Raw genomic sequence first — 13,684 nt, forward strand, 5'->3', positions numbered from 1 at the left:
ACTAAACATTCTCGTGTTTCTTAGAAAGGTTGCAGAGTATAACGCCCTCTAATTCAGCTGCCCAGAAAGGAATCGCTAAAATGCGTGATATACTTGCGCATCCGAAATTTGAGCGCGATTCCTATCCTATGAAAGTCGCGCGATAAGACTACTTGAGTCTAGTCAACAATATCGAATATGACGAACTCGACATCATGATTACTGAAATCCCTAACGCCCTTGATCTTGGCCAGTTCTGCCAACAAAGTTCTTGTCTATTTGACAAGAACAGCTATCAAGAATCCGTCCAAGAACAGTTTGGTATTTATGTACCAGAAAAGATGTCACGTGCCGTTCCAAAACGGAAAGCAGAATATATCGCCGGCCGGTATTGCGCGAGAAAATCATTAGGCGCGATAAACATTAGCGATCAGGCAGTTGGAACAAGTGAAGAAAGAGCGCCTGTTTGGCCAGAAGGTGTCGTTGGCTCAATTACCCACTCGGCCGGATTCGCTTCTGCAGTCGTCGCCAAAGCCGAAGAAATTCGCGGCATCGGCATTGATTCAGAAAAGTGTATTAAAGAAAAAACTGCGAACAATATTCGCTCCCACATATTGACGGAGCGTGAAACCTTCGGCGACAACCCTCATGTTGCTAATAACGATCGACTTTATTTGACTGTGGTATTTTCAGCCAAAGAAAGTATTTATAAATGTCTTAATCCTATCGTTAAACAATTTTTTGACTTCAAACACGCCGTCATAAAATTCGATGTCGATAGAAAAAATCAATTTTCATTTGAGCTACTCAAAACTCTAAATAATGAATTTTGTTTGGGATACCAAGGTCGCGGAGAATACTTCATAGACGATGAATTCATACACACCGCCGTTGTACTTAAAAAGTAAAAGGGGCTCGCTAAGATTTTTAATATTTCCACCCATTAATTTCAATCAGAGAACCGTCATTGCCTAGGCTCAGTTTTTTCGCTAAGAACAATTCGCCATTCACTAGTTTGAAGAATGCGAATTATCGACGTTATTTTATTGGCCAATTTATTTCGAACGTTGGCACCTGGGTTTATACGATTGCTTTAGCATTACTGGTTCTTGAAACCACCGGAAAAACCCAAGACATCGGCGTGTCTATGGGCTTGCAGTTCTTACCTTTACTATTTCTAGGCGCCTATGGTGGCGCGATCGCCGATAAATTCCCACCTCGAAAAGTGCTCTTGGTTACCAACTTACTTTCCTGCGGGATAATTCTGTCGCTTACCTTAGCCACGCATTTCGAAGTAGTTAACATCGCTTGGATCTGGGGAACATCATTTTGCCTAGGGCTTTCTTATGCATTTGACCGACCTGCGGCACAAGCAATCATTTATGAATTAGTCGGACCAGAAGACTTATCCAACGCTGTTAGCCTCAACTCCCTAATTATGTCCTCGGCGCGCTTTATCGGTCCCGCAGTGGGTGGACTCATTTATGATTTTTACGGCCCTGAAACCTGCTTCTTAATAAACAATGTCTCGTTCCTCGTCGCCGCGGGAATTTTATTATTACTACAACCGCAATCAATGTGGTCGAGATCCGAGAATAAGGTTCCTTCAAAAAATCCGATCATGGATTCTCTTCGCTATGCGTGGTCGAAACCAGTCATTCGCATCTCGTTGATAATCAACGCAATCATCGGCTGTCTAGCTTTTAATTTCGTTACCGTTATCACCGCTATGGTTAGCTTAGTCTTCCAAGCGCCCTCCTCCGCTGTTGGTTGGTCGCATTCTGTTAGTGCCGGTGGCGCCATTGCCGGCGCGATATTTGTTGCGATGCTGCGTAACATTACCGCTAAAACGACATTTTTTAGTTGTCTAGTTTTCGGTTGTGTTATCACCGCTGCGAGCCAAGCGCCTACACTCACGATATTTTTTATTATTGCGCCATTGCTCGGCTTTTGTATGACAACTTATCTAACGGTTCTACAAACAACCATTCAAAAAGCCACGGAACCTCAGATGTTAGGGCGTGTCATGAGTTTGTATACTATGGGAATGTTCGGCACCACACCTATTGGCGGAATCATTGTCGGTGGAATTGTCGATGCCTCTTCAGCTAGAATTGGCTTACTCGTCGGCGCAGGATCTTGTTTTTTCTCTTGCGTTCTATTCTTAGTTTACCGTCGTTTGATATTTCCTAAGCACAGCCCGAAACAAAAAAACGCTAATTAATGAGCATAACGATGACCCAATACTCGGTTTTTCTTCGTGTTTACGCCTTTGTGTGTATATTTATTTTCATGGCATGCAGCGCTTCTCTGAGTGTTGCCCAGACCACTCAATCGTATATTGAAGAAAAGAATGAGTCGGCCATTGAAGAATTAACTTTATCGCATGAAGAAGAGAAGCTGTTACTCGACACGCAACTGGCGATATTAGATTTACGTTTTCAAGATGCGCTGGAAAAAGCTACGTCGCTGCTAAAGACCCAGGCGAGGCATATTGAAACAAATCGATTACTTGGCATCGCGATAGCTAACACTCAATCGACACAAGCGGGATTAAAACAACTAGATCATGCACTATCTTTGAATGAAGATGATGCGGAAACCCATTATGCATTAGGCGTGATGCATTTAAGACGTGCACAAGAAGTCAGTTTGTTGCGTATTCGCAGATCCATTAAACAGTCCAAAGAACATCTGGAAAAAACCTTGGCGCTGAATCCCGACCATATTTCAGCGCGCTTTTATCTCATCCAAATATTGATTAACACTCCAGAATTGGCCGGAGGCGATAACCAACTTGCACGCACAATTCAACAACCTTTCGCAACTCACTCACCACTTCATTACAAAATTATCGACAGCGAATTTGCCACCCTTGAAGGAAACTATGCTCTAGCAGAAAATCTGCTGCTAGAAGCCCAGCAAAGCGCCGCATTTATACCGGCTATCAATTCAAAACTGGCAGATTTTTACCTCATCATCGAAAATTACTCGCAAGCAATTGTTTACGCAAATAAATTCTTGGCGTTAAAGAGAAAGTGGGATGAATCAAACAACGTGAATATTTACCAAGTGTTGGCCAAGTCTCACCTTGGCCTAGGCGAGATTGAAAACAGCATCGCAAATTACAAACTCGCTATGGAAAATACCACCAATAAAAAACTGATCCGCCAGATTGAAAAAGAGATAAAGTCACTCTCCGGCGATGATGAACCCCAAGTCGCGGAAGACCAGAGCGAAGACTCCGAAGATCAATAGTTAATTCAAGCAGTAAAATCTTCTACGCTGCATGCCCCTCTCTTAAATGAAACGGTAATATACCCGCCAGCACTGCGATCACGACGCAAATAGTTTTTCAACTAGCCACTAGACCCTGTACAATGTCGGGCTCACATTGGAGAGCACATTTGTCAGATTTAGAATTTCAGCTTGGACAACGTTGGGTTAGTCATACAGAACCCGAACTAGGTTTGGGCATTATAGCCGGTGAAGAAAATCGCCGCGTCACCATAAGTTTTCCCGCCGCTGCCGAAACCCGTGTTTACGCCAGCGATAACGCCCCTATTAATCGCGTTCAGTACCACGTTGGTGATGACATTACCGACAGTGAAGATCGAATCGTTACAGTTATTGAAGTCATAAATCAGCAAGACTATTTGATTTACGTCGCGGTAGATAAAAACGGAAATGAGTACACCGTTCCTGAATTAGAACTGAATAGTTTTGTGCAATTCAGTCGCCCACAAGACCGGCTTTATTCGGGCCAAATTGACAAGTTAAATCAATATCAGCTGCGCTATCAGAGCTTACGCTTTCAAGAGATTCAGCACCACTCCACCGTCCGCGGATTAACCGGTGCCAGAGTTCAACTACTTCCTCACCAACTACATATTGCCAACGAAGTCGCGAATCGCTTCGCGCCGCGAGTTTTATTGGCAGACGAGGTAGGTTTAGGAAAAACCATTGAAGCGGGATTAATCGTCCACCACCAATTACAAACCGGGCGCGCAAGACGTGTACTCGTGTGCGTTCCTGATTCCTTAGTTCATCAGTGGTTAGTGGAATTATTGCGGCGCTTTAATTTGCAATTCACTATTCTTGATGAAGAGCGCTGCGAAGCATTTTCGGAAAATGACGAAAACCCTTTTGAAAGCACACAGCTCGTACTGTCTAGTATTGATTTTTTTATTAAGCACCCGGACCGTCAAAAACAAGCCTCTGATTCAAGTTGGGATTTATTGATTGTTGATGAAGCTCACCATCTCGAATGGACCGACGACAAGGAAACTGTCGCTGGCAAAAAATATCGTTGTGTTGAAGATCTCGCACAATCATCGACGGGCTTATTGCTATTGACCGCCACGCCGGAGCAATTGGGCGAAGAAAGTCACTTCGCGCGATTACGCCTGTTGGATCCCAGCCGTTATTTTGATTTCGAAAAATACAAACAAGAAGAAAAAGGTTATTTACCTGCGAACGAATTGGTTCAAGAATTACTTGCCGACGATGCCGACGAAAAACTTGGCAGCAACAACGGTCTACTCGATCGCTTAGCGACATTTATTGGTGCTGCGAATATCGTGCAGCTAAAAGACGCGGTGCAAAACAACTCAGGATCAGTGAGCGAGGAAATCAATCGTTGCGTTCAACACTTATTAGATCATCATGGTACTGGTCGCGTTCTATTTCGCAACACGAGAAATGCCGTTAAGGGCTTCCCAAAGCGCGAACTCATTCGACACCCTCTTAGCGCACCAAATAACTTTTCCGAACTAGCAAACAGTGCCAAGTTTGAAGAGTGTTTAAGACCTGAAAACTTGTTAGGCCCAGAATGGTTGCAGTCGGATCCCCGCGTAACTTGGTTGGTAGATTGGCTCAAGCAGCATCGTCGAGAGAAAGTGTTGTTAATTTGCAACCAACACGAAACCACCTTAGCCTTAGAAGAATATTTAAGCCTACGAAAAGGGGTTCGTTCGGCTGCGTTTCACCATGAATTAAGTCTTATTGAACGAGACCGTGCAGCGGCATACTTCGCCGATGACATTGACGGTGCCCAACTATTAGTATGTTCTGAAATTGGTAGCGAAGGCAGAAACTTTCAATTTGCTCATCATTTGGTGTTATTCGATCTACCCTATAACCCAGACTTATTGGAACAGCGTATCGGGCGACTGGCACGTATCGGCCAACAAAATGATGTTCAAATTCATATACCGTTTTATGAATGCAGCGCGCAAGAAAAACTATTGGATTGGTATCACATAGGTATCAACGCCATTGAAGAGTCCTGTCCGGCGGCACAATTATTGTTTTCTGAATTCAAGCCACAATTGGATGAACTTTTGCTCATCGGCGACGATCAGGCCTGGTCAACTTTGCTAGCAACAACACAGAAAAAAACTCAGGCGCTCCTAAAACAGCTTGCTGAAGGTAGAGATCGCTTATTGGAATTAAATTCCTGCAACTTATCCAGCGCGACAAAATTAATTACGGCGATCGAAGCGTCCGAAACTGAATCCGGATTGCCTGGTTACATGTCGATGGCTTTCGACGTATTCGGCGTCGACGATGATCACCACAGCGCAAATACAATTGTTCTTCATCCTAGCGATCACATGCAACAACAACATTTTCCAGGCCTTCCCGATGAGGGTCTGACCGCCACCTACGATAGAAAAGTGGCCCTGAGTCGAGAAGACATAGTTTTTCTTAGCTGGGAACACCCGATGGTGCGCGGAGTAATGGATATGGTATTAAGCAGCGAAACCGGTAATACCTCTATTGGCACAATGAAACTGCCACCATTGAAACCGGGTACTTTATTAGTTGAAACAATTTTTGTTGTGCATTGCCCTGGCCCGCAACATCTACAACTCGATAGCTACTTTACCGCGAACACCTTGCGTGTTTTATCTGACGAAAAAACCGATTTAACCGCGATCATTAGCTTCGCGCAGCTAAACAAATTGCAAACACCCGTACCAAATAAAAAAACCGCCAATGGGATTATTCGTCACGCGAAAGAAAAAATTACCCAAATCATTGCCGGCAATAAAGAACGTGCAGAAGAACAACGAGAAGCCATCGTTAGCGCCGCAGAAAATACCATGCGGGAAAAATTGACAAGCGAGATGACGCGTCTAAAGACGCTAGCAGAAGTCAATCCAAATATCCGTCAGGAAGAAATCGTACATATAGAAGACACGATTAAAGAGCTCAGCCAGTATATTAGCCAAACTCAAGTGAGCTTAGATGCGGTTCGCGTTATTGTGTGTACATAGAAAATCACCTGAATAGATGCGTCTTTGCCGAACATTTATCTAGGAAAATACACACCTGATTATTTTCAAATATGATATTTCCGCTTTTTGGGAGCAATCATTCTTAACCAGGCAACACGCAGGATTTTTTCTCCCCCTCTCAAAACTCATTTGGTCCTAGATCATTCTCTTCTGAAAAAAAAGCCGAGTCCTGATATTATTCGTCAGCTTTAATTCGCCAGACTTCTCGGTATTTTCCAAATGAGAAGTTCATCCTATTCTCAGTGGCGGCACCCCTTGAATCATTGGTGTTTAGAACCACCATGAGACAAGCTTTCATTCTGTATGAGCTGTAACCATGACATCAATGCGCGGGTCAAATTATTTATTGGGATTTTTAATGGGTCTATCACCTTTAGCGATAGATACCTACCTGCCGAGTATGCCGCAGATCACCCGTGATTTTTCGACATCACCGAATTTAGTCCAACTGTCGGTCAGTATTTATCTACTTTTTTTTGCGATCCCGCAGTTATTTTTTGGGCCTCTATCGGACTCCATTGGTCGCCGTAAGACCATTACTTACGGCTTAATTCTTTTTTTAATCGGCACGCTGTTATGTGCCACTGCGCCCACTATAGAAATATTCTTAGCTGCTCGCGCCATGCAAGCCACAGGATCAGCCGCTATATCCGTTACTGTTCCCGCATTAATCAGAGACCGCTTCAGCGGCCCCGATTACACCAGTACCATGGGTTTTATTATGATGGTGATGGCGGTTTCACCTATGGTCGCTCCAGCTCTCGGTGGTTTAATTTTTTCCCTTGCCGGATGGCGGTGGATTTTTGGCGTGCTCGCTATTTTCACTGTGTGTATCGGCCTATTTTTTAAATTCGCTATTCAAGAAACCCTTAAGAAAGAACGCCGCGAAAAAATTAATTGGCAGGTGCTATTTCGAAACTACAGCACACTGATAAAAGACAAACATTGTTTATGCCTCTCTATTTCCGCCAGTTTTGTTTTCGCGGGTTTAATGACATTTATTAGTGCGTCGCCTTTCGTTTATATCGACCTCTACCAAATTAGACCCGAAAATTATGGTTACCTCTTCGCGATTAATGTTATCGGCCTAATTGCAATCACCCATATCAACAACCGTCTCGTCTACAAATTCAGTAATGAAGTAATACTTAAGTTCGCAGTCATTTCTATCGTTCTCAGTAGCATTGGGCTGATCGTCATCTCCTTTTTTCCCGAGCCACCGCTAATATTAATCATAATATTTTGCGCATGGTTTATTGGTAACTTAGGCGTGTCCAGTGCAAATGTTATGTCGATATTAATGGCAAGGTTCACCCACATCTCTGGTTCAACCGCAGCTCTGATCGGCACCTTTCGTTTCGGCATCGCATCTATAGCCGGCTTAGCGGTTAGCTTGTGGCACACTGACAACAGTATCCCGCTTACCGCCGTGATGGCGTGCTGCGGGCTCTTAACACTCGGATTTTATTTGCTTGCAGGAAAGACGCCGATTGATGACACCGTCAATAGTGAATTGAAAACAACCTTGTAAAACTAAGAATAGCGGCACAATTATGAACTCACGATATTTGTTATTTTCATCTCTCATCTTTTCATTACACAGTTTTGCCTGCGATATTCCCATCGGGGTTTACGAAAGACTTGATAATAGAAAACAAGTTGTGACGATTCAATTAAACAATGACAAAACGATGCTAGTAAATTTTCAAGGAGAGGGAGAGAAACCAAACTTACAAAAAACAGCCACTTGGTTTTGTCAGAACAATCAGATAATCGCGACCTATGACGCTCGCTCAACCCTCGGCTATTACCGAGAAATCCGTTTACAGCTACCAGACAAAAGTAACAGCTCGCTGGCAATCGCATTCCCTGAATACCATGAAGCGGGCGATAAACTACTATTCGGTATTTTCTGGCCGCAAGCCTTTATTAATGATATGGCAAACTAGAAATGTCAGGTCAGTATTGATCATCGCCATCTAGTACTTGTCATTCATCTGTTAAACAGTAGAATCGCCGCTAACATATAGAGTCCTGGCCAATTCTCAAAAGTTACGTAGGAGCAAACCATGAACAGCTTTCAAAAACTTATAAATTTTCTGAACCGACTCGACGATGCGGGAATACCCTACACCCTAGAACACAACCAAGATGAAACTATTATGGTACTCACATCCATAGATAGCGAACGCTGGGAAGTCGAATTTTATGCGAACGGCGAAATAGATATCGAAGTATTTTATAGCAATGTCGAAGATGCTGAACTCGAAGGCGAAGAAGCATTAGAGCGCTTATTTGAAATCTCAGATGAAGACGATGATGATTATGAAGAGGCGGAAGATGATAAAGATGGAAGCGTTCCTTAACATACGATTGCTTGAGTAATTTAGAAATGACGACTGGAAGCAATCAATTTTATGGAACGGAGGATGGTGTTTTCGGCCAGTAATATTCAGAAGACCGCTGGTATATTTCACTGGAATACAGTCTAGAAAATTAGGCAGGCTAAAATAGTTGTTGAAATCACGAGCCGTGATTCAATTTAAATAATAAAAAGCCGCCAACTACTAACACCCAAAGGCTGATTAATAGTTGGCAGGCTCAACCATCTTATCTTTTAAGAAGCAGCAGAAACGTAGTGCACGATATCTCTAAGCGTTAGTTCTCCATCTGTATGAGCAACACAGGAATCGGGTTCCCAATACTTGCCATCTTCTTTGGCCTTTAAGTAACTCGAGCAATGTACGAACATATTGCCAAAAACCTCTAACAATATGGCTGAAGCAACCGGCCCCAATCTTTCGCCATTATGTAGAGCACCGCCCTCGCGCATTAAATAAAAGAATAAAGGTGTATGTTTAGCAATTTTTTTAGCGTCGTCACCCAAACATTCCCAACCCGGAATGTCGTTGAATTTTAAGTCTTGACCTGGATCGATCGGATAACCCTTGTCTTTGAGCGCCTTGGCAGCTTTTTGCCCGCTAGGCAAACCCAGAACATAACCGCGCAATAAATTCCGAAACGCCAAAGAACGATCATTAGCGGGTGAGTTTCTGCCAACTATCGGATCGGGCATATGAATGAGTTCGTCCGCCAACAAGTGATCAATGGCCTTCGATTTCACATGGGGAAAGCATTTTTGAACATCCAATAAAAACCGCCAATCAACAGTCAACTCTGGCGGTACCGGACCAAATCCCAAAGTGCCAAAACGTTCATCAAATAACTCAATGGCGGGATGACCATCATTGACCGGATACACCGAACGCACCATGGTATGGCCAAAACGATAAGCCGCAACGGAAAACTCCACCGGCATACAAATCCGGCCACATTTATCGAGCAAATTACAGAACGGATAATCACGATCTTTCGGAGCTTTCCGAGCATTCTCAACAATCTTTGGTAGAGCGAAATTATAAATATCTTCGTCACAAACGCGCTTTAAGAAATCGTTTAGAACGATATATTGATAATGATAACGAACATCTTCTTGGGTTTTCTCAAAGCTTCGGCCAACTAGACGGCGATTGTGAAAACGAATAAACAATAATTGTAATTGCGAAACAAATATATTTTCATCGTTGCGAGGATCGCCAATTAAGGCGCGACCAACAGAATTTCGAGGCAGATCATTAGGGTTAGAGATTCCATCAACATCGCTCCCTACCAACATCCGGCCTGGCTGCACGGGATCATACTGAAATGGACTGGCTTCAGGACCAAAGCCATAAACACAATCTAGATCTAAGGATGCGGAACGTAAATTAGGTAATTTACTGATTGCGCTGGCATCAAGTTCCTCGCCGTGTAGGGCCGTCGTTGTATCGAGGGTGATGTCATGATCGACGAATTGTGCGAAGAAGGTATAAGCCGCAGGAATATCACAATCCGCAGAATCACCAGAGGCATCATGCATAATGCTGCCAACACCACCTAACAACGCTGCGATTTTTTCTGCTTCGCAGCGATCCTTAATCCCACAATCATCCGCCCAACTAGACAACTTGCCTTTCCCAAACAATTCACAAAAGTTGCCCAAATTCATATGGCTACAACCTTTTGCTTTAGAGGTACCATGCATAGGTTTAATTTTTTTCATTTTTAATTCTCCATAAGACCATTAGTTTAATTTCATGTGTAGAAAACTATTCGTCAGATGCCTTACCAAAATTGCATGCCAGACTTTATAAAATAACAAAGCCCAACAATCCCTTTCACCAATTCCAACGAATTCTCAACCAGAACTTAATACAGCGTGCAGTTGACCAAACCTAGGCTCTAATTGATTTAGAAAGATTAGCTTTTTTGTAAAGAAGAAACTGTGGCGGACTTCTGTTTTTTACCCATTTCTTAGCGACAGGGGAACGAACTACAGCCCTATTTGGCATATAGTTTGTCGTCCAAAACTCAAACGATTAGTTTGATGCCGAACAGGATAGAAAATAACTGGCGTTATCTATGAACTTAGAATGACGAATTTGCCAACAGCTGAAGAGCCCGAACGATAGAAAGATTGTCGTCGCGATGGGGATGAGGCGGCTTTGACTCTTTAAGAAAATAACAGTAGAGAATTATCAAGGGCTCGCCTGGCAATTAGCTGTACGCCCCTAACTCATTTAGCCATGCAAGTTTTATTGGCTACTATGCTGACTAACTTTCTGCAGGTTGATGAAATTCGATAACGTTTTTGTCGGGGTCTCTGATAAACATAAATGTCACACCGTCGGGAAGTACAATCGGGCCACCGCTAATCGGAATTTCAAGATTAGATAAATTTATTTTCACAGATTCAAGATCGGTAACTTCGAGGGCCATATGGGTATATCCGGTGTACTTTTCTGGGACGTCCATTAACATATTAAGTGGCTCATTTGTCTTCGCGTTTAGAATAAAATTAATATTAATGCCTGAGGGGTGCTCCATAATTGCGACGGGTTCCGGGCCGATCGGCCCAACGATAAATTCAAAACCGATCTTCTCATAAAACTTTCTAGATAATTCCAAGTTGGTCACTCTAATTCCTACGTGATTTATTCTAGTAATTTCTTTCATTTTTTTTACGACCCAGGTTTACGTAAACTATGAGTTAACACACATCGACTCTGTCCTGAATCAATGTGTAACTTATACTTTGCTCTATATATCCTGACGCTCTGCTCAGTATTCTGGTTAAACCGAAGAACTCGTGAAAAACCTAAAACCACTTCCCTTTAAAAGTAACCACTTTCTCTAAAGTTCTATCGCGAACTGTTTTCGCAGCGTTTAAAGGAATGAAGGGGAAGTAGATATTGCCATCCGCGCCCCATATATTTAAATTAGCCAAACCACTCGATTTTAACCATGGTGGTTGGCTAACTTGCATTTTTTGTGCTTTACCAATGGGCAGCCAAATAGTCTCAATACCGATAAAACCAGACTTCACTGCCAACCAGTTTTGATCTTGATGCACACCTAGGCAAGCCCAACGTCGCCAGAAAAATAATCCGAATACCGTATAACTCGACACCGTCCACCACAATGGCAGCTCATTAACTAGCAACAAACTTAACATTGGAACAGAAATCAGACTCGCTACGATAAATGTATTCCAAAAAATAAATAAGGGGCTAACTCTCTGCCACTGTGGCGAGGGTATATTGAGTTGTTGTTTTAACTCTTCTAACGTTTCGATTTTTAGCACAGGAATTAAGAATTTTTTGCTACCTTGCTCTCCGCCTGATTGCACCGCTCGCCCGGCTTTACTGATACTTAGTGTATAGCGCCTTAGCAAACGAGCGATCAGACCCTGATAGATTGTCACCTGCTGTAGTTTATGAAGCCGAAAACCTCGGGTTTTAATCGTGGCTAATCCAGCGCGATATTGATACTGATCTTCAACGCGGGTTAGGTGGTAATCCCAGTACATGAAAAGCGCAATAACTATGGATGCCAAAAATAAAACAATAATACCTAGCGTGATAACAATAAAAGCAATAAACACCATTACCCAAACAGTATTTTCGGCTTGAACTGATTCCGCCCAATTCATTAATACCGTACCCTCTAGGCGCAGCAACAATTCCTCAAAAAAATCTCCTGCGCGCTGAGTTATAGGATACAAAAAAGCGAGAAACAACAGCAAACCGTTGTGCATCAATCCGTGGCGCGCCACTTCAGTCCAGGGCAAACGCAACTCATAGTTAACTTCACTTGATCTTTTATAAGTTAGGGAGGAGGAAGAAGCATCAGACGATTCTGAAACCTGATCGGTTTTTTTTGCAGAGTCTCCGAGGGTGTCGCGATGGGCAAGAATAAAGGCCTTTAGTTCTAGCGCATATTTATATGGAATCCCAGGGATATTGACTTCTTGTTGCGAAGATCCGGCGCTTTCTAAACCCAGAGTCGCCAAACCAAAAGGGCGAAAGTAGAAAGGCTGAGCTATATCGGCTTGTTGAACTCTTTCAAAGTCAAGATTAAGTTTTTTTCGACTTAAAGCGCCACTATGGATTTGAATTCTATCTTTTTCAATTTTGAATCTAAAAAACCAGAACTGTAATAAAAGCGAAAGGACAATCAAACCAATGATTGCTGGTAGACCATAAGCCCAAAAATAACTGCGTACGGTTTCGCCAGCAGCCCAAAGGGCGACGATGCCCGGCCAAGCGTTAAATATATGCTTTGCTGAAGAAAATAGAAAATAAACAATAGAAATAGGTGAAATACGCAACCACTTTTGATGATCGCCAATTACAAAGTCCGATTTTCGACTATCACTTTCGCTCATTGATTGGCTTCTTATTTTATTTATAACTTCGCTTTACAATAACTCAATGTTTTTATATCTTCGCAACGAATGATCGATCAAGAACTTAGGATTCCTGCATCATCTTCGTCATCATCCAAGGTAGCCAATTTTAGCAACTGAGCTTTCAAACGTTGGGCATCTTCGGTAACTAAACCAGGAATCGTTAAATCGGAACGGTTACCGCCGGCGGTAAAAATTGCAAGGCGACTAAGACCTAAGATGCGCTCTATCGGCCCTTGGGTGATCTCCATGTGCTGTATGCGATTAATTCCGACAGACACGGTCCTTCGCCACATCAATCCACTTTGCAAATGCGCGTCCAATCTTCTTAATAAATATTTAGTATGTTTTACTTTGCGAGGAATCAATAAGAAAATTACGATTAAAAACACCACCATCAAAGCGTAAAGTGCTGGACGAATAACGGGTAGGTCTGAGTATTCTGCGAATAAGAAAGTGGCAATAAAGGGAGCAAGAATAAATATTGCAGCATAGATTGAGGTAACGATTTGCAGTTGCACAGTATAGCGCTTACACACTGGGCACCATGGCTCATCATCAAGATTTTCAGCTTGATCAATACTGAGTGGCGGATTCACAAATTCCATAATAACTC

At 42.8% G+C, this 13,684-nt stretch carries 11 protein-coding genes; 7 read left to right on the top strand and 4 right to left on the bottom strand.

Annotation, left to right across the window (positions count from 1 at the left end; genetic code table 11):
* Positions 1-152: 152 nt before the first annotated feature.
* From ACYUCY_RS09860 to ACYUCY_RS09890, 7 genes are all read left to right on the top strand, one after another.
* Positions 153-887, top strand: a complete 735-nt coding sequence (locus tag ACYUCY_RS09860; protein WP_460226317.1) for a 4'-phosphopantetheinyl transferase family protein — start codon at positions 153-155, stop codon at positions 885-887.
* A 59-nt stretch (positions 888-946) separates the two neighbouring features.
* Entirely contained in the window at positions 947-2,203 is a 1,257-nt protein-coding gene (locus tag ACYUCY_RS09865) for an MFS transporter (protein ID WP_460226318.1), read from the top strand.
* Between the two features lie 11 nt (positions 2,204-2,214).
* Complete coding sequence (locus tag ACYUCY_RS09870; protein WP_460226319.1) at positions 2,215-3,237, top strand: hypothetical protein; 1,023 nt, start codon at positions 2,215-2,217, stop codon at positions 3,235-3,237.
* Between the two features lie 149 nt (positions 3,238-3,386).
* Entirely contained in the window at positions 3,387-6,260 is a 2,874-nt protein-coding gene (gene rapA, locus ACYUCY_RS09875) for an RNA polymerase-associated protein RapA (RefSeq protein ID WP_460226320.1), read from the top strand.
* A 337-nt stretch (positions 6,261-6,597) separates the two neighbouring features.
* A complete protein-coding gene (locus ACYUCY_RS09880) occupies positions 6,598-7,812 on the top strand; it encodes a Bcr/CflA family multidrug efflux MFS transporter (RefSeq protein WP_460226321.1) in 1,215 nt (404 codons plus the stop codon).
* Positions 7,813-7,834: 22 nt separating this feature from the next.
* Positions 7,835-8,230 carry a hypothetical protein gene (locus ACYUCY_RS09885; RefSeq protein ID WP_460226322.1) on the top strand — a complete coding sequence of 132 codons (396 nt, stop codon included), beginning with the start codon at positions 7,835-7,837 and terminating at the stop codon, positions 8,228-8,230.
* A 120-nt stretch (positions 8,231-8,350) separates the two neighbouring features.
* Positions 8,351-8,647: a hypothetical protein gene (locus ACYUCY_RS09890; RefSeq protein WP_460226323.1), complete on the top strand. Its 297-nt coding sequence runs from the start codon at positions 8,351-8,353 to the stop codon at positions 8,645-8,647.
* Between the two features lie 251 nt (positions 8,648-8,898).
* Here the strand turns inward: ACYUCY_RS09890 and ACYUCY_RS09895 are convergent, their stop codons facing one another.
* From ACYUCY_RS09895 to ACYUCY_RS09910, 4 genes are all read right to left on the bottom strand, one after another.
* Positions 8,899-10,383: a peroxidase family protein gene (locus tag ACYUCY_RS09895; protein ID WP_460226324.1), complete on the bottom strand. Its 1,485-nt coding sequence runs from the start codon at positions 10,381-10,383 to the stop codon at positions 8,899-8,901.
* Positions 10,384-10,934: 551 nt separating this feature from the next.
* Entirely contained in the window at positions 10,935-11,336 is a 402-nt protein-coding gene (locus ACYUCY_RS09900) for a VOC family protein (RefSeq protein ID WP_460226325.1), read from the bottom strand.
* Between the two features lie 142 nt (positions 11,337-11,478).
* A complete protein-coding gene (locus ACYUCY_RS09905; protein WP_460226326.1) occupies positions 11,479-13,047 on the bottom strand; it encodes a PH domain-containing protein in 1,569 nt (522 codons plus the stop codon).
* A gap of 77 nt (positions 13,048-13,124) precedes the next feature.
* Positions 13,125-13,676, bottom strand: a complete 552-nt coding sequence (locus tag ACYUCY_RS09910; RefSeq protein WP_460226327.1) for a PH domain-containing protein — start codon at positions 13,674-13,676, stop codon at positions 13,125-13,127.
* Positions 13,677-13,684 lie beyond the last annotated feature (8 nt).

It is taken from the genome of Aurantivibrio infirmus (genome assembly GCF_054767315.1).

Coding starts and splice junctions, on each gene's coding strand:
- ACYUCY_RS09870 (WP_460226319.1), top strand. CDS start 2,215: ATGACCCAATACTCGGTTTTTCTTCGTGTTTACGCCTTTGTGTGTATA.
- ACYUCY_RS09885 (WP_460226322.1), top strand. CDS start 7,835: ATGAACTCACGATATTTGTTATTTTCATCTCTCATCTTTTCATTACAC.
- ACYUCY_RS09890 (WP_460226323.1), top strand. CDS start 8,351: ATGAACAGCTTTCAAAAACTTATAAATTTTCTGAACCGACTCGACGAT.
- ACYUCY_RS09895 (WP_460226324.1), bottom strand. CDS start 10,383: ATGAAAAAAATTAAACCTATGCATGGTACCTCTAAAGCAAAAGGTTGT.
- ACYUCY_RS09880 (WP_460226321.1), top strand. CDS start 6,598: ATGACATCAATGCGCGGGTCAAATTATTTATTGGGATTTTTAATGGGT.
- ACYUCY_RS09905 (WP_460226326.1), bottom strand. CDS start 13,047: ATGAGCGAAAGTGATAGTCGAAAATCGGACTTTGTAATTGGCGATCAT.
- ACYUCY_RS09910 (WP_460226327.1), bottom strand. CDS start 13,676: ATGGAATTTGTGAATCCGCCACTCAGTATTGATCAAGCTGAAAATCTT.
- ACYUCY_RS09900 (WP_460226325.1), bottom strand. CDS start 11,336: ATGAAAGAAATTACTAGAATAAATCACGTAGGAATTAGAGTGACCAAC.